At 68.2% G+C, this 19,997-nt stretch carries 21 protein-coding genes; 16 read left to right on the top strand and 5 right to left on the bottom strand.

Annotated features, from left to right (window positions below):
* Positions 1-8 precede the first annotated feature (8 nt).
* The 3 genes from L1Z78_RS04745 to L1Z78_RS04735 all read right to left on the bottom strand — a co-directional run bounded on the left by L1Z78_RS04745 (position 9) and on the right by L1Z78_RS04735 (position 3,754).
* The gene (locus L1Z78_RS04745) at positions 9-1,235 is read right to left on the bottom strand and encodes a M20 aminoacylase family protein (RefSeq protein WP_234640405.1); all 1,227 of its coding nucleotides are present in this window, start codon (positions 1,233-1,235) and stop codon (positions 9-11) included.
* 132 nt (positions 1,236-1,367) lie between these two features.
* Positions 1,368-2,516 carry a porin gene (locus L1Z78_RS04740; RefSeq protein ID WP_234640404.1) on the bottom strand — a complete coding sequence of 383 codons (1,149 nt, stop codon included), beginning with the start codon at positions 2,514-2,516 and terminating at the stop codon, positions 1,368-1,370.
* 182 nt (positions 2,517-2,698) lie between these two features.
* Positions 2,699-3,754 (bottom strand): porin, encoded by a 1,056-nt coding sequence (locus L1Z78_RS04735; protein WP_234640403.1) that lies wholly within the window; start codon positions 3,752-3,754, stop codon positions 2,699-2,701.
* Positions 3,755-4,085: 331 nt separating this feature from the next.
* On the opposite strand from L1Z78_RS04735, the gene coq7 reads away from it, so the two are divergent.
* Entirely contained in the window at positions 4,086-4,703 is a 618-nt protein-coding gene (gene coq7, locus L1Z78_RS04730; protein ID WP_234640402.1) for a 2-polyprenyl-3-methyl-6-methoxy-1,4-benzoquinone monooxygenase, read from the top strand.
* Between the two features lie 59 nt (positions 4,704-4,762).
* Here the strand turns inward: coq7 and L1Z78_RS04725 are convergent, their stop codons facing one another.
* On the bottom strand, positions 4,763-5,215 hold the full coding sequence (locus tag L1Z78_RS04725; protein WP_234640401.1) for an OsmC family protein: 453 nt from the start codon (positions 5,213-5,215) through the stop codon (positions 4,763-4,765).
* Positions 5,216-5,579: 364 nt separating this feature from the next.
* Between L1Z78_RS04725 and ilvA the strand changes: the two genes are divergently transcribed.
* Genes ilvA through L1Z78_RS04710 form a run of 3 tightly spaced genes read left to right on the top strand, consistent with a single transcriptional unit; the run spans position 5,580 to position 8,591 of the window.
* Positions 5,580-7,133: a threonine ammonia-lyase, biosynthetic gene (ilvA, locus tag L1Z78_RS04720; protein WP_234640400.1), complete on the top strand. Its 1,554-nt coding sequence runs from the start codon at positions 5,580-5,582 to the stop codon at positions 7,131-7,133.
* Positions 7,134-7,155: 22 nt separating this feature from the next.
* The gene (locus L1Z78_RS04715) at positions 7,156-8,004 is read left to right on the top strand and encodes an adenosylcobinamide-GDP ribazoletransferase (RefSeq protein ID WP_234640399.1); all 849 of its coding nucleotides are present in this window, start codon (positions 7,156-7,158) and stop codon (positions 8,002-8,004) included.
* Positions 8,001-8,591, top strand: coding sequence for a histidine phosphatase family protein (locus tag L1Z78_RS04710; protein WP_234640398.1), 591 nt, complete (start codon positions 8,001-8,003; stop codon positions 8,589-8,591). Before L1Z78_RS04715 ends, L1Z78_RS04710 begins: the two co-directional genes overlap by 4 nt.
* A gap of 14 nt (positions 8,592-8,605) precedes the next feature.
* Here the strand turns inward: L1Z78_RS04710 and L1Z78_RS04705 are convergent, their stop codons facing one another.
* On the bottom strand, positions 8,606-9,076 hold the full coding sequence (locus L1Z78_RS04705) for a type II secretion system protein N (RefSeq protein ID WP_234640397.1): 471 nt from the start codon (positions 9,074-9,076) through the stop codon (positions 8,606-8,608).
* A gap of 22 nt (positions 9,077-9,098) precedes the next feature.
* Between L1Z78_RS04705 and gspG the strand changes: the two genes are divergently transcribed.
* From gspG to L1Z78_RS04645, 12 genes are all read left to right on the top strand, one after another.
* On the top strand, positions 9,099-9,575 hold the full coding sequence (gspG, locus tag L1Z78_RS04700) for a type II secretion system major pseudopilin GspG (protein WP_418921672.1): 477 nt from the start codon (positions 9,099-9,101) through the stop codon (positions 9,573-9,575).
* 105 nt (positions 9,576-9,680) lie between these two features.
* Complete coding sequence (locus L1Z78_RS04695) at positions 9,681-10,142, top strand: GspH/FimT family pseudopilin (RefSeq protein ID WP_234640396.1); 462 nt, start codon at positions 9,681-9,683, stop codon at positions 10,140-10,142.
* Positions 10,139-10,525 carry a type II secretion system minor pseudopilin GspI gene (gene gspI / locus L1Z78_RS04690; RefSeq protein WP_234640395.1) on the top strand — a complete coding sequence of 129 codons (387 nt, stop codon included), beginning with the start codon at positions 10,139-10,141 and terminating at the stop codon, positions 10,523-10,525. The genes L1Z78_RS04695 and gspI overlap by 4 nt, the downstream gene beginning before the upstream one ends.
* Positions 10,526-11,233 (top strand): prepilin-type N-terminal cleavage/methylation domain-containing protein, encoded by a 708-nt coding sequence (locus L1Z78_RS04685; RefSeq protein ID WP_234640394.1) that lies wholly within the window; start codon positions 10,526-10,528, stop codon positions 11,231-11,233.
* Positions 11,230-12,204 (top strand): type II secretion system minor pseudopilin GspK, encoded by a 975-nt coding sequence (gspK, locus tag L1Z78_RS04680; RefSeq protein ID WP_234640393.1) that lies wholly within the window; start codon positions 11,230-11,232, stop codon positions 12,202-12,204. Before L1Z78_RS04685 ends, gspK begins: the two co-directional genes overlap by 4 nt.
* Before the next feature lie 44 nt (positions 12,205-12,248).
* Positions 12,249-13,490 (top strand): type II secretion system protein GspL, encoded by a 1,242-nt coding sequence (gspL, locus tag L1Z78_RS04675; RefSeq protein ID WP_234640392.1) that lies wholly within the window; start codon positions 12,249-12,251, stop codon positions 13,488-13,490.
* Positions 13,487-14,029, top strand: a complete 543-nt coding sequence (gene gspM / locus L1Z78_RS04670; protein WP_234640391.1) for a type II secretion system protein GspM — start codon at positions 13,487-13,489, stop codon at positions 14,027-14,029. Before gspL ends, gspM begins: the two co-directional genes overlap by 4 nt.
* Before the next feature lie 2 nt (positions 14,030-14,031).
* Complete coding sequence (gspN, locus tag L1Z78_RS04665; RefSeq protein ID WP_234640390.1) at positions 14,032-14,835, top strand: type II secretion system protein N; 804 nt, start codon at positions 14,032-14,034, stop codon at positions 14,833-14,835.
* Between the two features lie 3 nt (positions 14,836-14,838).
* Positions 14,839-17,199: a type II secretion system secretin GspD gene (gene gspD, locus L1Z78_RS04660; protein WP_234640389.1), complete on the top strand. Its 2,361-nt coding sequence runs from the start codon at positions 14,839-14,841 to the stop codon at positions 17,197-17,199.
* 16 nt (positions 17,200-17,215) lie between these two features.
* The gene (locus L1Z78_RS04655; RefSeq protein ID WP_234640388.1) at positions 17,216-18,577 is read left to right on the top strand and encodes a GspE/PulE family protein; all 1,362 of its coding nucleotides are present in this window, start codon (positions 17,216-17,218) and stop codon (positions 18,575-18,577) included.
* Positions 18,578-18,629: 52 nt separating this feature from the next.
* Positions 18,630-18,914 carry a hypothetical protein gene (locus tag L1Z78_RS04650; RefSeq protein WP_234640387.1) on the top strand — a complete coding sequence of 95 codons (285 nt, stop codon included), beginning with the start codon at positions 18,630-18,632 and terminating at the stop codon, positions 18,912-18,914.
* Between the two features lie 80 nt (positions 18,915-18,994).
* The gene (locus L1Z78_RS04645) at positions 18,995-19,996 is read left to right on the top strand and encodes an LLM class flavin-dependent oxidoreductase (protein WP_234640386.1); all 1,002 of its coding nucleotides are present in this window, start codon (positions 18,995-18,997) and stop codon (positions 19,994-19,996) included.
* Position 19,997: the final 1 nt, after the last annotated feature.

Here is a 19,997-nt window from a genome sequence, read left to right as displayed (position 1 = left end):
ACGCGGCGCTATACGTCCTGCGAAGGCAGCGGCATGGCCTGCTCGATCAGGCTGGCATGCAGCGCGGCACCCAGGGGCAGCACCTCGTCGTTGAAGTCGTAGCGGCTGCTGTGCAGCGGCACGCCGGGCTGCGCACCCGTGGACTGGCCCAGGCGCAGATAGGCGCCGGGCTTGTGCTGCAGCATGAAGGAGAAGTCCTCCGCCCCCATGCTCGGCTCCAGGTGGCGATCCAGGTTTTCGACGCCGACCAGGGATTCGGCCACATCGGCGGCGAAGGCCGCCTCGGCCGGGGAGTTGATCGTCGCGGGATAGATGCGCTCATAGTGCACCTTGGCCGTGGCACCCAGCCCCAGCGCCACCGCGCTGCACAGCTCCTGCAGGCGCTGCTCGACACGGTCCTGGACAGCGGGGTCGAAGGTCCGTACCGTACCCACCAGCGTCGCCGTGCCGGGCATCACGCTGAAGGCACCCAGGTCCCCCGCCTGCACCGCGCACAGGCTGATGACGGCACTGTCGATGGCGCGGACGTTGCGCGAGACGATGCTCTGCACCGCCGTGGTGATGTGCGCCGCCGCCAGCACCACGTCCACCGTCTGGTAGGGATGGGCCCCGTGGCCGCCTCGTCCCGTGATCTCGATGGTGATGCGATCGGCCGCCGCCATCATCGCGCCCATGTTGATGCCCACCGTGCCGGCGCGCATGGCAGGCCAGTTGTGCATGGCATACACGGCCTGCATCGGAAAACGCTCGAAGAGACCATCACTGATCATGGCCCGAGCCCCGCCCCTTCCTTCCTCCGCCGGCTGAAAGACCAGCACGGCCGATCCGTCGAAGCGCCGCGTCGCCGCCAGATAGCGGGCGGCACCCACCAGCATGGCCGTGTGGCCGTCATGCCCGCAGCCATGCATCAGCCCCTGCTTGCCCGACTTCCATGGAAATTCGTTGTGCTCGACCATGGGCAGCGCATCCATGTCGGCGCGCAGCCCCACCATCGCGCCCGAGCTGTGACCCTGGCCCCGGATCACGGCCACCAGGCCCGTGGTGCCCATGCCCTCGTGGATCTCGTCCACGCCGCATTGGCGCAACGCTTCCTTGACGCGCGACGCCGTGTAGCGCTCCTCGAATCCCAGCTCAGGGTGCGCATGCAGCTCGCGGCGCAATGCCGTCAGTTCAGGGTGGTACTGGGCGATCTGGGCAAAGGCCCGTCCCCCGGCCTTGTATCGGGCGGCTTCCATAGCCTTGCTCTTTCACTTCGTTGGCCTGCGCAATACCTTAACGCAGGAAAGTGCGGCCATTGACCGTCAGGCCTCTGCAAGAAAGCAAAAGGCCTCCCGAAGGAGGCCTTTCGTTGCGCGGATGCCGCGTTCTCAGAAGCGATGGCGCAGACCCACGGTGAAGCCCGTGCGCTTGGTGGCACCGTTGGCATCGAGCATCACGCCCGAGCCACCACTGGTCTTGGTGTGGTCCAGGGCCACATAGGCATCGGTACGCTTGGAGAAGGCGTAATCGACCACGGCCACCAGGAAGTCCGCCTTGCCGTTGAAGGCACCCGTGCCCGAGCCCGACTGCTTGGCGTGGTAGTAGTGCGCGCCGACGTTGACCTGCGGCGTGATCTGGTAGCCGAAGCCCATCTTGTACATCTGGCGCTTGTTGGCATCGCCGGCCACGAATCCGCCATTGGACGAACCCGTCCAGAAGGAGTTGAGGATGGCCTGGTCGAAGCCACCGCCTGCGGCGGCGGCCGGGAAGGCATCCTTGCGCTTGTTCAGGCCATAGCCCAGGTTCACGTACCACGGGCCCACGCGGTAGGAGCCGCCCAGGGTCCAGGCATCCACCTTGGTGCCGGCAGGCAGCGTCGTGCCCAGGTAGCCGGCGCCGGCGGAGATACCGCTCTGCGAATAGCGCAGATAGCCGCCCGCGGTCTTGATCGCCCCACCGGGGTTCACGCCGGTACCGACCTTGTCGAAGGTGTTGTTCTCGTCGAACGAATACTGCAGCGCACCGCGCACGGGGCCGAACTCGGCCACGTACTTGAGCATGTTGCTGGCACGCGCGCCCATGGACATGCCGATTTCAGGCTTGTAGGCCTCCATGTAGGGCGAGTAGGGGAAGGAGGCATAGGTCGAGGTCACCAGGTCGAACAGCATGTTGTACTGGCGGCCCATGGTGATCTGGCCGAAGCTGCTGCTGCGGATACCCACCCAGGACTGCTGGAAGTAGCTGGTGGCGGCCTGTTCACCCGTGTCGGCCAGGAAGCGCGACTCCAGGTTGGCGATGGCAGCCAGGCCGCCGCCCAGGTCTTCGGTGATGTTGATGCCCCAGCGGCTTTGCGACATGCCGCCGCCGATCATCTGGGTCTTGCCGCTCTTGGTCGGGCCTTCATTGGTGGTGTGGCGCACGGCTGCATCGACGATGCCGTAGAGTTGTACGCTGCTTTGCTGGGCGAATGCCGCAAGCGGTGCCGTCGCACCCAACACCGCCAGTGCCACGCTCTTTTTCACGAATGAAGATTTCATTGTGTTGTCTCTCTCTTGTTAACGATTGGTTGGTGGAAATTTCATTCTAGAAACGCTTTCCCCCCACCGTCAGCGTTGGTACAAGCACAACACAGGTATTTCCCTAGCACAAAACAAAAAGGCCAGTCCGAAGACTGGCCTTTTTTTGCATCAAATGGCAACTGGCTTACACCAGCGGGCCATCAGAAAGCGTGGCGGATACCCACTTGCACGCCGGTCTGGCTTTCGCCAGCTTGCACGCCACCGGTGTACACGCCCTTGGCTTGCAGACCCAGGGTCGAGGCATCCTTGTTCTTCAGGAATGCCAGGTTGCCGTACAGGGCGGTGCGCTTGGACAGGTTGTGGACGTAGCCCAGAGTGATCTGGTGAGCCTTGGAGTCGATGGCCTTCTGGTCGTACAGAGCGTACTGCAGCTTGACTTCGCCCACGCCGCCCACGGGAGCGGAAGCGCCCAGCATGTAGGAGTTGGTCTTGATGTCGCCACCGATGTCGCGCTTGAACTTGGTCTGCTGCAGCAGGCCGCTCAGCTTGGCAACGCCGAAGTTGTACGAAGCACCCAGGGTGATTTCGTCACGGTCGGTAGCAATGCCGCCCACGGCAGTCTTCTGCTGGGCCACGCCCAGGCTGGCGCTCAGGGGGCCGTTGTCGTATGCAACGTAACCGCCGATGTAACGGCCGACGCTGTCAGCAGTACCGATGGTTTGCTTTTCGTCGAAAGCGTAGCCAAAGCCGGCGTTGAAACCGCCGAAGTTGGGGGTGTAGTAGGAGATCAGGTTGTTGGCGCGGATGCCGTTGTCGTCGGCGCCCTGAGCACCAGCCCAGTTACGGAAGCCCATGAACTGGCCGATACCGGTGGCGCTGAACAGGTCGTACGAAGTCAGCTTCTGGAAGGTCGGGACTTGGTCGCGACCCAGGCGCACTTCACCGAAGTTGCCCGACAGGCTCACGGTCGAACGACGCTTGAAGTTGAAGCCGCTGGCGTTGCCGTCGTCGCCGAAGATTTCGCCTTCCAGCCAGAAGCCGGCCTTCAGACCGCCACCCAGGTCTTCCGTGCCGCGCAGGCCCAGACGGCTCGTGGAGTTGCCGCTGGTGCCCAGGCCGTAACGGCTGTCGCCGGCTGCGTCCTTGTTCACGTACGCGACGCCAGTGTCGACGATACCGAACAGGGTCACGGAGGATTGAGCCATTGCGGCGCCGGAAGCAGCCAGCACTGCCAGGGCAATCAGAGATTTTTTCATTACGAGTTACTCCAAGGTTTAGAAGGGCGCCGGTTGTGAGGAAGAGAGGCTTGGCCTGATGCTCCACCGGTTTCCCGCGCCAACCTCCTGGTGGGGAAGTTAGGGCCTATTGCACCAGACCACCGCTGCCCATGCAAAGAAATTCACCCAAAAACGGGCCTTAACCCCTGTTTTTCGTTGCACTGCCGCAACAAACCTACACGCCTGCACAATCAGGCCCAACCCGAACATCGCATCGGCCTTGTTGCGCTCGCACAAAGAGAGGGCATGGCATCCTGGTGTACCGTTCAGACTTGGAATTTGCCGTGATTTGCCGCTCTAGGGACCGCCCATGGACAAGATAATGACTGCCGCCGACGCGGCGCTTCGCACCCTGTTTGCCCGACCCTCGGCTGCCGAGCGCTCACCCGCGGCCGGCATGGCGGAAGGGGCGTTGACCGAAGAGCAGCGCCGCCTGTCGGGCGCCTTGATGCGCGTCAATCACGTCGGAGAGGTCTGCGCCCAGGCGCTGTACAACGCCCAGGCCATGGTGACGCGCGACATGGTTCTGCGCGAGCACCTGCTGGAGGCGGCACGCGAGGAAACAGACCACCTGGCCTGGACGCGCGAGCGCCTCGATGCCCTGGGCGAGCGCCCCAGCCTGCTCAACCCTCTGTGGTTCGCGGGCGCCTTCGTGATCGGCGTGGTGGCGGCCAAGGTCAGCGACGCCGCAAGCCTGGGTTTCGTCGTGGAGACCGAGGAACAGGTGTCCGCCCACCTGGCCAGCCACCTGGGGCGACTGCCCGAGGAAGACCGCCCCTCGCTGGCCGTGGTCGCCCGCATGAAGGATGATGAGGAACGCCATGCCGCCGCCGCCCGCGAGGCCGGCGCCCTGCAGCTGCCCACTCCGGTCCAGGGCCTGATGCGCCTGGCGGCCAAGGTCATGACAACGACCGCACACCGCATCTGAACCCATCAACCCATGAAAAAGCGGGCCAGGCCCGCTTTTTCATTTCCGAGCCACCGACCTCAGGCCTCGACGATGTCGAATCCCGTGGTGATCTCGGCCGTCTTGCCCAGCATGATGGTGGCCGAGCAGTACTTGTCATGGCTCATGGCAATGGCCCGCTCCACGGCCCCCACGGGCAAGGCCGTTCCGCTGACGGTGAACTGCATGTGGATCCTGGTGAACACCTTGGGATCCGTGTCCGCCCGCTCGGAGGTGAGCTTGACGCTGCATCCCTTGACCGCATGGCGGCCGCGCTTGAGTATCAGCACCACGTCATAGGCCGTGCAGCCACCCGCTCCGGCCAGCAGCATCTCCATCGGCCGCGGTGCCTGGTTCCGGCCGCCGTTGGCGGGTTGGGCCGCATCGGGCGCCCCGTCCATATTGACCACGTGGCCGCTGCCCGTCTCCGCCACGAAGCCCATGCCCGAGCGCATGCCGGTCGTGCCGCCTGTCCAACTCACTGTGCATTCCATTGTCGCGTCCTTAAAAAACTGTTGCTATTTTGCATCAACTAGACAAAAACCCTGATTTTGTTGCAACGCAGCACTTCACAGGCATACAATGCACCCAAGCGTTACTTGAAGGGTTAACCCGAACACTCTTCAAACGGACAGCAGATTGTGAAGCATCTTCGCACTGCATCGCACCATTTGTCTCCTCCACCTCCTCTATTGGTGGATTCAGCCCCCGGCTTCACAGCCTGGGGCTTTTTTTTGCCTTCGTCGTGCCCGGCCCCACTGGACGCTGCACTGCAACATCGGCCACAAGCGCCTATGATGGCCGCCTGCCCCCTGGCAGGCCGGCGCCGGCCTGCAGCACTCCAGCCCTTCGCCGACGATGAACCACCCTCTGACCCCCGCCGACTACCTGACCAAGATTCTCACTGCGCGCGTGTACGACGTGGCCGTGGAGTCGGACCTGGAGCCCGCCAAGGCACTGAGCCGCCGCCTGCACAACAAGGTGCTGCTCAAGCGCGAGGACCAGCAGCCCGTGTTCAGCTTCAAGCTGCGCGGCGCCTACAACAAGATGGCGCACCTGTCGCCCGAGCAGCTGCAAAAGGGCGTGATCTGCGCCTCGGCCGGCAACCATGCGCAGGGCGTATCCCTGGGCGCCCGCAAACTCGGCTGCCGCGCCGTGATCGTGATGCCCACCACCACGCCTCAGGTCAAGATCGATGCCGTGCAGGCGCTGGGGGGCGAAGTCGTGCTCGCGGGCGAAAGCTACACGGATGCCTACAAGCACGCCGTCAAGCTGCAAAAGGAACAGGGCCTGACCTTCGTGCACCCCTTCGACGACCCCTATGTGATCGCCGGCCAGGGCACGATCGCCATGGAAATGCTGAGCCAGCTGCAAAAGCTGGGCAGCCCGAACCTGGATGCCGTCTTTGTCGCCATCGGCGGCGGCGGACTGATCTCGGGGGTGGCCAACTACATCAAGGCCGTGCGCCCCGACGTGAAGGTAATCGGCGTTCACACCAAGGATTCGGATGCCATGCTGCAGTCCGTGCGTGCCGGCCACCGCGTGGAACTGCCCGATGTGGGCCTGTTCGCCGACGGCACGGCCGTCAAGCTCGTGGGCGAGGAGACTTTCCGCATCGCCCGGGGCCTGGTGGACGACTACGTCGTGGTCGATACGGACGCCGTCTGCGCCGCCATCAAGGACATCTTCGTGGACACGCGCTCCATCGTGGAGCCCTCAGGCGCGCTGGCCGTGGCCGCGATCAAGCAGTACGTCGCCAAGCACAAGACCAGGGGCGAGACCTATGCCGCCATCCTGTGCGGCGCCAACATGAACTTCGACCGGCTGCGCTTCGTCGCCGAGCGCGCCGAGGTGGGCGAGGAGCGCGAGGCCCTGTTCGCCGTGACCATCCCCGAAGAGCGCGGCAGCTTCAAGCGCTTTTGCGAGGTCGTGGGCAAGCTGCCCGGCGGCCAGCGCAACGTGACCGAGTTCAACTACCGCATCAGCCACGAGAGCAAGGCCCATGTGTTCGTGGGCCTGACCACGGCGGCACGCGGCGAATCCGAGAAGATCGCCAGGAACTTCGAGAAGAACGGCTTCGAGGCCCTGGACCTGACCTTCGACGACATGGCCAAGGAGCACCTGCGCCACATGGTCGGCGGCCACTCGCCGCTGGCCCAGGAAGAGCGGTTGCTGCGCTTCGTCTTCCCCGAGCGGCCCGGCGCGCTGTTCAAGTTCCTGAGCCTGATGGCGCCGACCTGGAACATCTCGCTGTTCCACTACCGCAACCAGGGCGCCGACTACGGCCGCATCCTGGTGGGCATGCAGGTGCCGGCCAAGGACGGCAGGAAGTTCGACGCCTTCCTGAACAACCTCGGCTACCCCTGGGTCGAGGAAACCGCGAACCCGGCCTACCAGCTGTTCCTCAAATAGGACGCATCCGGGCCACGCAGCCATGCAGCCCCTGCGCCATTTCCTGCTGGCCGTCCAGTTCTTCAGCCGCCTCCCGGTCACGGGGCGGATCGCGGCCTGGGCCGGCTGGAGCCCCGAGCTGCAGCGCGCCAGCGTCGCCCACCTGCCGGGCGTAGGATGGCTGGTCGGCGCCTGGGGCGCCGCCTGGCTGCTGGCCACGGCCTGGCTGCTGGCACCCAGCCCCTGGGCGCCGCTGGTGGCCGCCGTGGCCTCCACCATCGCCACGCTGTGGCTGACCGGGGGCCTGCACGAAGATGGCCTGGCCGACGTGGCCGATGGCCTGGGCGGCTTTGTACCCCCCGAACGCGCCCTGGAAATCATGAAGGACTCGCGGCTGGGCGCCTATGGCGCCATGGCCCTGGTCATGGCGCTGCTGGCCAAGGTCGCCATGGTCGCGCTGCTGATCGATGTCCATGCGGGACTGGCGGCCTGGCTGCTGTGCGGCATCCACGTCCTGTCCCGCCTGGCACCGTTGGCGCTGATGCAGTGCCTGCCCTATCTGGGCCAGGCCGCCACCTCCAAGGCGCTGCATGCGGCCGGTCGTCCCTTGGGCGCCAGCGGCCTGGCCACGGCCCTGCTCTGGAGCCTGCCCGCCCTGATGCCTGCGTGCTGGCTGCCTGGCATCGGACCTTTGACGACCACGCCTGCCGGCCTGCTGCTGGTGGCTGCCCTGCTCCTGCCCGGCCTGATCGCCACCGCTGCCATGGTGCGCTGGCTGCGCCGCCGCCTGGGCGGCATGACGGGTGACTGCCTGGGAGCGGCCCAGCAGGCCTGCGAGCTGGCCATGCTGCTGGGCGCCTGCGTGGCGCTGATGCGCTGGAATGCGCCATGACGGGCACCCCGCGCGTCCCTCGGCTCTGGCTGGTGCGCCACGCCCGCCCGCTGGTGGAGCCCGGCATCTGCTACGGCCGGCTCGACATGCAGGCCGATGCCCAGGCAACGGCCCATGCGGCGCAGGCACTGCACCACGCCCTGCCCGCCGATTGCCGGGTGCTGCATTCACCACTGCGCCGGTGCCTGCAGCTGGCACAGGCACTGAAGGCCTTGCGGCCCGGGCTGACCGTTTCCCCGGACCCTCGACTGGTGGAAATGGATTTCGGCGAATGGGAGGGACGGCCCTGGGAGGCGCTAGACCGCCAGGCCATCGATGCCTGGGCGGCGGATCTGGCCCACTGTGCGCCCGGTCGGGGAGAGACGCTGGCCGCCATGCTGCTCAGGGTCGACCAGGCCCTGCAACAGGCCAGGAACCAGGCCGGTAATCATGCCGCCCCCCCTGATGTCGTCTGGATCACCCATGCAGGTGTGGCGCGCTGCGTGCAATGGCTGATGCGCCACGGCGACACCCCGCCACGGGCCGCGCAATGGACACATCCAGCCCCCGAGCCCGGAAGCTGGATGGTGGTGGCGCTACCTTCCTGAGAGCGCCGAAGGGCTCAGCGCTTGTCTGGCAGGGGCAGTTGCAATGTGATCGAAGCCGGGCCGTCGACGCGGGGCCCCAGGCGCGCCTCACGGGCCGAGACGGACTGCAGCACCACGCCATCGTCCACGGCACGCCCTACGCGGAAAGGCCTGGCCGGCTGGTTGCCCACGGCGATCACCGCGGCGCCCCCTCCGCTGTCGCGGCCGGCCAGCACGCCGACGAGTGCATAGCGGGCGACCACCGAAGCCGCCGCAGGTGCCGCCGCCTCCGGCGCCGCCACGCCGCCCAGGGCCTGCGCCAGGGCGGGTGCGTCGATCTGCAGCGCCTCGGCGGGTGCAGGCGGTACGGACTGTGCCGCGCCGCCGCTGCCCAGGCGCATGGCCCAGAAAGCCACGACGCCGGCCGCCAGCAGCCAGAGCACGAACGTGGCCGCCTTGACATGCCAGGTCCGAGGCTGGCCGCGGTTCAATGAAAGTGTCACCATCGCGCGATTATGATGGAGTGATATGTCCAATTTGCTGCACCGTTCCATGACCGGCCTTTCGCGCCATCCGCTGCCTGCCACGCGCTCTGCGCTCCAGCGCGGCTTCACGCTGATCGAGCTGATGGTGGTCCTGGTCATCATCGGCGTGCTGGCGGCCCTGATCGTGCCCAATGTGCTGGACCGCGCGGACGACGCCCGCGTCACGGCGGCCCGCACCGACATCACCAACATCTCCCAGGCACTCAAGCTCTACCGCCTGGACAACCAGCGCTACCCCACCTCGGAGCAGGGCCTGCAGGCCCTGGTCGTGCGCCCCACCAGCGGCCCGCTGCCCGGCAACTGGAAGCCCTATCTGGAAAAGCTGCCCAACGACCCCTGGGGCCGCCCCTATCAGTATCTGAACCCTGGCATCAAGGGCCCCATCGACGTCATGTCCTTTGGCGCCGACGGCCAGGCCGGCGGGGAAGGCAAGGATGCCGACATCGGCAGTTGGCAGTAAGCGGGCCCCCACGCTCCCTCACTGCGTGTGGTCGCTGCCCCCCGGGGGGGCCGCGTTTCGCCTTGGGGCGGCCCGGCGGCGAAACATCAGCCAACCCATTCATCCATGTCACGCACGGACGCAGACGATCTAGCCCACGGCCCGGGGCATGCACGGGGCTTCACCCTGCTTGAGCTGCTGGTGGTGATCAGCATCATGGCCCTGGCAGCGGCAGGCGTGAGTCTGTCGATGCGCGACAGCGGGCAGGCCCAGCTGGAACGCGAGGCCGAGCGTCTGGCCGCACTGCTGGAATCGGCGCGCGCCCAGGCGCGGGCCAATGGTGCGCCCGTGCGTTGGCGACCCATGCCACAGGGATTTCGCTTCGAGGGTCTGCCGGCCGCCGCGCAGTTGCCGTCGCAATGGCTGCAGCCCGGCGTACAGGCGCAGCCCGCTGCGCCCTTGATCCTCGGCCCCGAGCCCTTGCTGCCGCCGCAGTCGGTCACGCTGACGCTGCGCGATTCCTCCGTCCCCGCACTGCGCGTTGCCACCGACGGACTGAGGCCCTTCGCGGTGCAGTCCCTGCCATGACGCGCTTTGCACGAGCAAGCCACCGGCCGGGCCCGCAGCGCGGTTTCACGCTGATCGAGGTATTGGTCGCCCTGGGCATCGTGGGCATTGCGCTGATGGCGGGCCTGCAGGCCACTTCGGCGCTGACGCGCAATGCCGAGCGCCAGTCCGAGGTGTTGCTGGCCCAGCTGTGCGCACAGAACGAACTGGTGCGCATGCGGCTGTCACGCCAGATGCCTGCCGTGGGCGACAACAGCGTCACCTGCGAGCAAGGCGGCAGGCAGCTGCAGGTTCAGCTCGCCGTACGGCCCACGCCCAACCCGAGCTTTCGCCGCGTGGATGCCCTGGTCGTCACGGCCGAGCATCCGGTGCTGCGTGTATCCACCATCGTCGGGCGGTATTGAATGAGCTTGCGCGCCATGTCCCGCACGCGGGGCTTCACCCTGGTCGAGTTGTTGGTGGCCATCGCCGTGATGGCGCTGCTGGCCCTGATCAGTTGGCGCGGCCTGGACAGCATGGTGCGCGCGCAGGAGGCCATCCGCGCCCGCAATGACCAGCAGATGGTGCTGCAGACCGTGCTCGCGCAATGGAACGCCGACCTGGAAGCCCTGATGCCGCTCGAGCATGCGCAGGCCATCGACTGGGACGGCCAGGTGCTGCGCATGACCCGCAAAAGCAGTGCCGCCACCGACGACGGCGCCCGTGTGGTGGCCTGGGCGCGGCGCCAGACCGGCGGCCGCGACCAATGGCTGCGCTGGCAGTCGCCACCGCTGCGCACGCGGGCCCAGTGGCGCGATGCCTGGACCCAGGCGGCTCAGTGGGGACGCAACCCCTCCGACGACCAGCGCCGCCGCGAGACCGTGCTGCTCCCTCTGGACCAATGGCGCCTGTACTACTACCGGGACAATGCCTGGAGCAATCCGCAGTCCAGCGGTTCGGACAACGCCACGGGAGCACCGAATCCGCCGACGGGCGGCGCCTCCGGAGCCGCCCAGCTGCCCACGATTCCCGACGGCATCCGCGTCGAGCTGACCCTGCCGCCCGACAGCGCCGTCGCGGGACGCATCACCATCGACTGGGTCAATCCCCTGCGCTCCAACCTCCGCTCATGACCCGCGCCACACCCTGCTTTCGTCAGCCCCACCAACGCGGGGCGGCCCTGCTGGCCGCCATGCTCACGGTCACCCTGGTGGCCACGTTCGCCGCCACGGCACTGTGGCAGCAGTGGCGCAGCGTGGAGGTGGAGACCGCCGAGCGCAACCGCATGCAGGCCGCCTGGATCCTGCTGGGCGCACTGGACTGGTCGCGCGTGGTGCTGGCAGAGGATGCGCGCACCAGCCTCCAGGTGGACCACCTGGCCGAGCCCTGGGCCGTGCCGCTGCAGGAGGCCCGCCTGTCCACCTTTCTGGCGGCGCAGAACAATGTCAGCCAGGTCGACGACGGGATGGCCGACATGCAGGACGCCTTTCTCTCGGGCCAGATCATCGACCTGCAGTCACGCCTGAACCTGCGCAACCTGCTGACCGCTCCCGACAAGCCCGAGAGCCTGCGCCCGCTGGCCCGCCTGCTGGAGCGCCTGAACCTGCCTCCAGCCTATGCCACGCAAATCGTCCAGGCCTTGCGCGCGGCCTCGAGCGCCAGCGAGGGCTCACAGTTCCTGATGCCGCGCACCCTGGCCCAGCTCGGCTGGCTCGGCCTGCCACCCGAGGTCATCGCGCGCCTGGAGCCCTACATCACGCTGCTGCCCGAGAACACGCCGGTCAACCTCAACACCGCCAGTGCCGAGGTCATCTGGGCCAGCGTGGAGGATCTGACCTGGTCGCAGGCCAGCCAGCTGGTGCAGTTGCGCGCCTCCCGCCCGCTGCGCAGCCTGGCCGATGCCTCGAATGCCCTGGGGCTTCCGCAGAAGTTCGAAGGCCAGAACCTGTCGGTCGCCACCACCTTCTTCGAGGCGCGCGGCCGCATGCGCCTGGGAGATGTCGTGGCCAGCGAGCGATCCATGTTGCGCCGAAGCAACATGCTGGTGACTACCATCTGGCGTGAGAGGGGGGACTGGGGAATGCCCGGAACCCCGGCGCAGTGACAGATGATTGTCACACTCGCCCTCTACAATGCCCGGTTCCGCCCATGAGCACCTTGATTCTTCACCTGCCTGCGGGCTCCGTCGGCGAATACGCCTACGCGCTCAGCAGCGATGGCCTGCACGCCGACCGGCATGGCCATTCCGCGCCCGGTCTGCTGCCCGACCCGGGCCGCGCCGGTCAGACCGTGGCCGTGGTGCCGCACCAGGCTCTGTCATGGCATCTCGTCAACCTGCCCCAGGGCGTGCCCACAGGCAGCCGGCGAGGCCATGCGCGGCTGCGCGCCGTGCTCGACGGACTGCTGGAAGAGCGCCTGCTCGATGATCCCGCCCAACTGCACCTGGCCGTGCAACCGCAGGCGCGCGCGGGCGAGCCCTGCTGGGTCGCCGCCTGCGACAAGGCCTGGCTGCACGCCCACCTCCAGGCACTGGAGGCTGCGGGCCGGCCCGTGGGACGCATCGTGCCCGAATGTCCGCCCCAGTCCGTGCCCCAGCTGTGGGCCGTGGGCACGCCGGAGTCGGCCTGGCTGCTGGCCACCGGTCTGGGCACGGTTCCGGGCGTGGATTCGCTGGCCTGCCTTCCCCTGGGAACCGACAGGGTCGATCCCTCCACCCAGGCAGCCCTGCTGCAGGCCCTGCCGCCCGAGACGCCCATCCAGGCCGATCCGGCCCTCGCGCGTGCCGCCGAATCCCTGCAACGCCCTGTCATCCTGTGGACGGAGGCACAGCGTGGCCTGGCCGCCCGCTCCCAACCCTGGGACCTGGCCCAGTTCGACCTGGACCTTGGCGGCCACGGCCGTGCCCGGCGCCGCCTGCTCGATGGCTGGCAAAGCTTCTGGCGCGCGCCGCAATGGAAGGCCGCACGCTGGGGCGCCGTGCTCGCCCTGTTCGCCCAGGTGGCGGGCCTCAATGCCTGGGCCTGGACCGAGAACCGCGCCATCGCGGCCAAGCAGGCCCAGGTGCGCGCCACGCTGTCCACCAGCTTCCCCCGGATTCCCGTCATCATCGATGCCCCCGTGCAGATGCAGCGCGAAGTCGCCGCGCTGCGCCAAGGTTCGGGCGCCCTGACAGAGGGTGACCTGGAGCCGCTGCTGGCCGCCGCCTCCCAGGCCCTGCCCGCCGGCATGCTGCCCCAGGCCATGGACTACCAGGACCGCCAACTGCGCCTCAAAGGCGTGCCGCTGGAGGCCGAGGCACTGGAGCAGGCACAGCAGCGCCTGGCTGGCCGTGGCCTGCGCCTGCAGCGCGATGGCGCCGACCTGCTGCTTGCCACGGAAGCCCAGCCATGAACCCGCGCTCCCCCTCGCTCCAACGGCTGGCACCGCTGCGCGCCCGCTGGGCCGCGCTTGCGCCACGCGAACAGAACATGGCCCTGCTGGCCGCAGGCGTGCTGGGCCTGGCCCTGCTGTGGTGGCTGGCCCTGGCCCCCGCGCTGCACAGCCTGCGCACCGCGCCCGAGCGCCATGCCCAGGCGGACCGCCAACTGCGCCAGATGCAGCTGCTGCAGGCCGAGGCCGAGCAGTTGCGCGCCAACGCACGCCCCGTGGTCGGCGATGCCAAGGCCCTGCTGCAAAGCTCGCTGACCGCCGAGCTGGGCGCATCCGCGCAACTGAACTGGATCGGCGACCGAGCCCAGATCACGCTCAAGGCGGCCCCCGCGCCGGCCCTGGCACGCTGGTTGGCCCAGGTACGCAACAACACCCATGCCGTGCCGGCCGAGATGAAACTGGCGCGCACGGCCAAGGACGCTGCCGGCGCCACCGCCCCCGTGCGCTGGGATGGCAGCCTGGTGCTGGACCTGGCGGCCGACCCGTCCAAGACCTCCTGAGCATGCGCCGCCCTACCTCCTCTCGCCCACCCCAGCGCGCTCCGCGCGGCTGGGCGCTGGCCGGGGCTGTGTGCGGCCTCGTGGCGACCACGGTGCTGTGGGCGCCTGCCGCCTGGCTGGCGCGCGGCGTGGACTCGGCCACCCAGGGCCAGGTGCTGCTGCTGCAGCCGCGCGGCACGGTATGGAATGGCTCGGCCTCGCTGGTTCTCACGGCAGGAGCCGGCAGCCGAGACCGCACGGCCTTGCCCACACGCCTGGAGTGGACGCTGCGCCCGCGCCTCGACGGTGCGCGCATCCAGCTGCGCAGCGAATGCTGCACGCCCGGCCCCGTGGTGCTGGACCTGCTGCCGCGCCTGCAGGGCCTGCGCGCCGTGGTGCATGACAGCGACACGCGCTGGCCGGCCTCGCTGCTGGCCGGCCTGGGCACTCCCTGGAACACGGTGGACCTGCAAGGCCAGTTGCGGCTTGCCACGCAGGCCCTGCAACTGCAGCTGCTGTGGCAATCGGGCCGCTGGCGCAGCGAGGGGAACACCCGCCTGGAGGCACTGGCCGTATCCTCTCGCCTGTCGCCGCTGCGCCCGCTGGGCAGCTACCGGCTGGACATCCTGGGCGGCGACAGCCCGCAGCTGCAGCTCAGCACCCTGTCCGGCGACCTGCGCCTGAGCGGCCAGGGCCAGTGGGTGGGCCAGCGCCTGCACTTTCAGGGCGAGGCATCGGCCAGCCCGGAGCGCGAGACCGCGCTGTCCAATCTGCTCAACATTCTGGGACGGCGCCAGGGGCCCCGGTCCATCATTTCCTTCGGTTGATCCATGACTCAGCAGCACACGACCCCGTTCTGGCGCAACACCCTGCACACCCTGGCCGTCAGCGCCATGCTGGCCTGCACTGCCGGTGCCACCCAGGCGCAGACCGCCATGCCGCCCAGCCTGCGCCCGGGCGAGCCTGTCACGCTGAACTTCACGGGCGCCGACATCGAGGCCGTCTCGCGCGCCATCGGCGCCATCACCAACCGCAACGTGGTGGTCGATCCCCGCGTCAAGGGCCAGATCACGCTGCTGACCGACAAGCCCGTGCCTCCCGCCACGGCCTACCAGCAGTTCCTGGCGGCGCTGCGCCTGCAGGGCTTCACCATCGTCGAATCGGCCGGCCTGTACAAGGTCATCCCCGAGGCCGATGCCAAGCTGCAGGCCAGCGAGGTGGCCGTGGGCGCGGCCCGCGGCACGGCGGGCAGCCAGATCGTCACCCAGATCTTCAAGCTCAACTACGAGAACGCGGCCAACCTCGTTCCCGTGCTGCGCCCGCTGATCAGCCCCAACAACACCATCAACGTCAACCCGGGCAACAACTCGCTGGTCATCACCGACTACGCGGACAACCTGCAGCGCATCTCGCGCATCGTGGCGACCATGGATGTCTCCAACGCCACCGATGTGGAGATCATCCCGCTGCGCCACGCCGTGGCCACCGACATGGTGGCCCTGGTCTCGCGCCTGGTCGAAGGCGGCACGGCCGGTGCCGGCGCCGGCGGCGCCGCCATGGCGGCCACGGCCAATATCCCGGGACAGAGCGACAACGCCTTCAAGACCTCGCTGATGGCCGAGCCGCGCAGCAACTCCATCGTGCTGCGCGCGGCCAACCCCGCGCGCCTCGCCCAGGTGCGCTCGTTGATCGCCCGGCTGGACCAGCCCGCCATGAATGGCGGAGGCGACCAGGGCAACATCCATGTGGTCTACCTGAAGAACGCCGACGCCGTGGCGCTGGCCGCCACGCTGCGCGCGGCCATCGGCGCGCAGGCCACCGTGGCCGGCACGGCCGGCGGCCTGCCGGGCGGTGGCGCCATGGCAGGGCAAGGTGGCGGCATCTCGGCAGTGCCTGCCTCGCAGCCCGTGCTCTCGCGCGACGCCAGCGGCACGGCCTCCATGGGCATGGGATCCTCCTCCTCGGGCGGACTGGGCAGCGGCGGAGGTGGCGGCGCATTGGGCGTGGCCCAGCAGCCTTCGACGGGCGGCATGATCCAGGCCGATCCCTCGACCAACTCGCTGATCATCACGGCCCCGCCCCCCATCTACCGCCAGTTGCGCGCCGTGATCGACAAGCTCGACGGCCGCCGTGCCCAGGTGCTGATCGAGAGCCTGATCGTCGAGCTCAAGGACAACCGCCTGGCCCAGTTCGGCGTGCAGTGGCAGGCCATCCTCAGCAACAACGGCAAGGTGCTGGGCAGCATTGGCAACAACTCCAGCGTGGCCGGCGCCAACATCCTGAGCCTGCTGAACGCCTTCAACAAGGACGGCAGCATCAACACGAGCACGGGCGGCATCACCGGCGACACGGTCACCAGCATGCGCGGCACCAACCTCGGCTTCACGCAGAGCGTGAACGGCAACACCACGCTGGGCTTCCTGGCCAACTTCCTGCAGAACAGCGGTGATGCCAACATCCTGTCCACGCCCAACCTGATGACGCTGGACAACGAGGAGGCGCGCATCATCGTGGGCCAGAACGTGCCCATGGTCACGGGCTCCTACGCCAGCAATTCCACGGGCGGCACCGTCAACCCCTTCACCACGGTCGAACGCAAGGACGTGGGCCTGATGCTGCGCGTGCGCCCGCAGATCAACGAGAACGGCACGGTCAAGCTGGCCGTGTTCCAGGAAGTCTCCTCCGTGGACGAATCCACGCGCAAGGACACCAACGGCCTGACCACCAACAAGCGCTCCATCGAATCCAATGTGCTGGTCGAGGACGGCAACATCGTGGTGCTCGGCGGCCTGATCGACGACAACTACTCCCAGGCCGAGGACCGGGTGCCGCTGCTGGGCGACATTCCCGTGGTCGGCAACCTGTTCCGCAACACCAACCGCAAGCGCAACAAGACCAACCTGATGGTGTTCCTGCGCCCCGTGGTGATGCGCGATGCCGAGGCCACCAACCAGGTCTCGACCGACCGCTACGAAGCCATCCGCGCCCAGCAGCAAGGCCTGCAGCCCGAGCAGAATGTGCTGCTGCGCTCGGTCAATGCCGCGCCCGTGCTGCCCACGCTGACGCCCAGGCCCGACCCGGGCTCGTTCAACAACCCGGCCGCCATCGTCAACGTGCCGGGCGCCAGGCACGAGGTGATCGACTTCACCCAGCCTGCCGCACCCGCGCCGGCCGCGCCCGGGGCGCTCTGAGGCAGGAAGGCCGTTCATGCGCTATCCCCTGCCCTACGCGTTCGCACGCACCAGCCAGCTGCTGGTGGAGGACGACGGACACGACCCCGTGCTCTGGCACGGCCCCGCCCCCGACTGGCAGGCCGTCTCCGAGGTGCAGCGCAAGCATGCGGTGCAGCGTTGGCAGATGCTGGACGCCGGCACCCTGGCCCACCGCATCAGCGCCGCCTACTCCCAGGGCGAATCCAGCGCGGCCCTGGTGGTCAGCGAAGTCGAGTCCGATGCCGACCTCTCGCGCATGATGCAGGAGCTGCCCGCCGTGGAAGACCTGCTGGAAACGGCCGACGACGCGCCCATCATCCGCATGCTCAACGCCCTGCTCACGCAGGCCGCGCGCGACGGCGCCAGCGACATCCACATCGAGCCCTACGAACGCCACTCCAGCGTGCGCTTTCGCGTGGACGGCGGCCTGCGCGAAGTCGTGCAGCCCAACCGCGCCCTGCACGCGGCCCTGATCTCGCGCCTGAAGATCATGGCCGACCTGGACATCGCCGAAAAGCGCCTGCCCCAGGACGGCCGCATCAGCCTGCGCCTGGGCACGCGCGCCATCGACGTGCGGGTCTCCACCCTGCCCAGCGCCCATGGCGAACGCGCCGTGCTGCGCCTGCTGGACAAGAGCGAGAGCAAGCTCAGCCTCGAAGCCGTGGGCATGCAGGGCGAGACCCTCAGGCGCTTCACGCACCTGACGGCCCAGCCGCACGGCATCGTGCTGGTCACCGGTCCCACGGGCTCGGGCAAGACCACCACGCTGTACGCGGCGCTGTCGCGCATGGATGCCAGCCACAGCAACATCATGACGGTGGAGGACCCCATCGAATACGAGCTGGCGGGCGTGGGACAGACCCAGGTCAATGCCAAGATCGACCTGAGCTTCGCCAAGGCCCTGCGCGCCATCCTGCGCCAGGACCCGGACGTGATCATGATCGGCGAGATCCGCGACTTCGAGACCGCGCAGATCGCCATCCAGGCCTCGCTGACGGGCCACCTGGTGCTGGCCACGCTGCACACCAACGATGCCTCCAGCGCCGTCACGCGCCTGATCGACATGGGCGTGGAGCCCTTCCTGCTGTCATCCTCGCTGCTGGGCGTGCTGGCCCAGCGCCTGGTGCGCAAGATCGACGCCGGCGAGCCCAGCGGCTATCGGGGTCGCACGGGTATTTTCGAGCTGCTGGTGGTGGATGACACCATCCGCGCCCAGATCCACCGCCAGGCCAGCGAGGCCGAAATCCGCGACACGGCCATGGCCGGCGGCATGCGCCTGATGCGCGAGGACGGCGAGCGCCTGGTGCGCGAAGGCATCACCACCCCCGAGGAAGTGCTGCGCGTCACCCGGGACTGAGGGGGCTGCCCCTGCGCAGCGCAGGGCATCCCTCTTTGCCACAATGGTCGGCATGTTGGAATCCCTGCGCGCCTGGAGCGCTCCCTATGGCGGTGACCTCTTCCTGTGGGTCGCCACGCTGAGCCTGATCAGCTACATCGCCCTGTGGTGGTTCAAATCCCGCCTGTCCACCAGCCAGCTGCGCCGCGTCATCCGCCTGTCGGCGCTGGTGGCCCTGCCCCTGTCCTGGCTGGCCATACAGCAGGGCGAGAACCACCTGGCCGCCGCCATCCTGCCCCTGGTCTGGTGCGTGGTGCTGGGCATCACCTGCGCTCGGGAAATGGCGCGTAGAAGCTGAGCGCGGGAGCCGCGCAGACAGCGCCCTGGCGCGGCACTGCCTGCACCGTCCCCACCGTGAACTGGAAGTTGGAACCTGCCATGACATCATTCAATGAAGTCCGCCTGTCCATGCTCGACCTCGTGGCCGTGCGCGAAGGCGGCACCGTGGCCGAGGCCCTGGACATCGCGCTGGCCACGGCCCGCAAGGCCGAGGAACTGGGCTTTGCCCGCTACTGGCTGGCGGAGCACCACAACATGCCCGGCATCGCCAGCTCGGCCACGGCCGTGCTGATCGGCCACATCGCGGGAGGCACCTCGAAGATCCGCGTGGGTTCCGGCGGGATCATGCTGCCCAACCATGCGCCCCTGGTCGTGGCCGAGGCCTTCGGCACGCTGGCCGAGCTGTATCCGGGCCGCATCGACCTGGGCCTGGGCCGCGCGCCCGGCACCGATGGCGCCACCATGCGCGCGCTGCGCCGCGACCGCGTCGAGACCGAGGAAGACTTTCCCCGCGACGTGATGGAGCTGCAGCGCCTGCTGGGCCCGGCCACGCCGGAGCAAAAGCTGGTGGCCACGCCAGGCGCAGGCACCAACGTGCCGATCTGGCTGCTGGGATCGAGCCTGTTCTCGGCCCAGCTGGCCGCGCACCTGGGCCTGCCCTACGCCTTCGCCTCGCACTTCGCGCCACGCATGCTCTACCAGGCCGTGCAGCTGTACCGCAGCCTGTTCAAGCCCTCCGCCCAGCTCGCCAGGCCCTATGTGGTCGTCGGCGCGCCGGTGATCGCCGCACCCACCGACGAGGAGGCCGAGTACCTGGCCAGCAGCACCTACCAGCGCGTGCTGGGCATCATCACGGGCCGGCGCGGCCTGCTGCCGCGCCCCGTGGAGAACTACGCGGCCCAGCTCGGCGAGCAGGAGCGCCGCGCCATCGGCGACTTCCTGGCCGTGGCCGCCATCGGCGGGCCGGACCAGGTGCGCACGCGCCTGCAAAAGCTGCAGGCCGACACCGAGGCCGACGAACTCATCCTGGTCAGCGATGTCCATGACCGCGACCTGCGCCTGCGCTCGCTGGAGATCACAGCCCAGGCCATGGGCCGCTGAG

Origin of the sequence: Delftia tsuruhatensis (assembly GCF_903815225.1) — a bacterium.
GTDB classification, from domain to species: domain Bacteria; phylum Pseudomonadota; class Gammaproteobacteria; order Burkholderiales; family Burkholderiaceae_C; genus Comamonas; species Comamonas tsuruhatensis_A.
Note: the sequence above shows the minus strand (reverse complement) of the source record. Positions and strands in the feature narration are given on the sequence as shown.

Coding starts and splice junctions, on each gene's coding strand:
- L1Z78_RS04745 (WP_234640405.1), bottom strand. CDS start 1,235: ATGGAAGCCGCCCGATACAAGGCCGGGGGACGGGCCTTTGCCCAGATC.
- L1Z78_RS04740 (WP_234640404.1), bottom strand. CDS start 2,516: ATGAAATCTTCATTCGTGAAAAAGAGCGTGGCACTGGCGGTGTTGGGT.
- L1Z78_RS04735 (WP_234640403.1), bottom strand. CDS start 3,754: ATGAAAAAATCTCTGATTGCCCTGGCAGTGCTGGCTGCTTCCGGCGCC.
- coq7 (WP_234640402.1), top strand. CDS start 4,086: ATGGACAAGATAATGACTGCCGCCGACGCGGCGCTTCGCACCCTGTTT.
- L1Z78_RS04725 (WP_234640401.1), bottom strand. CDS start 5,215: ATGGAATGCACAGTGAGTTGGACAGGCGGCACGACCGGCATGCGCTCG.
- ilvA (WP_234640400.1), top strand. CDS start 5,580: ATGAACCACCCTCTGACCCCCGCCGACTACCTGACCAAGATTCTCACT.
- L1Z78_RS04715 (WP_234640399.1), top strand. CDS start 7,156: ATGCAGCCCCTGCGCCATTTCCTGCTGGCCGTCCAGTTCTTCAGCCGC.
- L1Z78_RS04710 (WP_234640398.1), top strand. CDS start 8,001: ATGACGGGCACCCCGCGCGTCCCTCGGCTCTGGCTGGTGCGCCACGCC.
- L1Z78_RS04705 (WP_234640397.1), bottom strand. CDS start 9,076: ATGGTGACACTTTCATTGAACCGCGGCCAGCCTCGGACCTGGCATGTC.
- gspG (WP_418921672.1), top strand. CDS start 9,099: ATGTCCAATTTGCTGCACCGTTCCATGACCGGCCTTTCGCGCCATCCG.
- L1Z78_RS04695 (WP_234640396.1), top strand. CDS start 9,681: ATGTCACGCACGGACGCAGACGATCTAGCCCACGGCCCGGGGCATGCA.
- gspI (WP_234640395.1), top strand. CDS start 10,139: ATGACGCGCTTTGCACGAGCAAGCCACCGGCCGGGCCCGCAGCGCGGT.
- L1Z78_RS04685 (WP_234640394.1), top strand. CDS start 10,526: ATGAGCTTGCGCGCCATGTCCCGCACGCGGGGCTTCACCCTGGTCGAG.
- gspK (WP_234640393.1), top strand. CDS start 11,230: ATGACCCGCGCCACACCCTGCTTTCGTCAGCCCCACCAACGCGGGGCG.
- gspL (WP_234640392.1), top strand. CDS start 12,249: ATGAGCACCTTGATTCTTCACCTGCCTGCGGGCTCCGTCGGCGAATAC.
- gspM (WP_234640391.1), top strand. CDS start 13,487: ATGAACCCGCGCTCCCCCTCGCTCCAACGGCTGGCACCGCTGCGCGCC.
- gspN (WP_234640390.1), top strand. CDS start 14,032: ATGCGCCGCCCTACCTCCTCTCGCCCACCCCAGCGCGCTCCGCGCGGC.
- gspD (WP_234640389.1), top strand. CDS start 14,839: ATGACTCAGCAGCACACGACCCCGTTCTGGCGCAACACCCTGCACACC.
- L1Z78_RS04655 (WP_234640388.1), top strand. CDS start 17,216: ATGCGCTATCCCCTGCCCTACGCGTTCGCACGCACCAGCCAGCTGCTG.
- L1Z78_RS04650 (WP_234640387.1), top strand. CDS start 18,630: ATGTTGGAATCCCTGCGCGCCTGGAGCGCTCCCTATGGCGGTGACCTC.
- L1Z78_RS04645 (WP_234640386.1), top strand. CDS start 18,995: ATGACATCATTCAATGAAGTCCGCCTGTCCATGCTCGACCTCGTGGCC.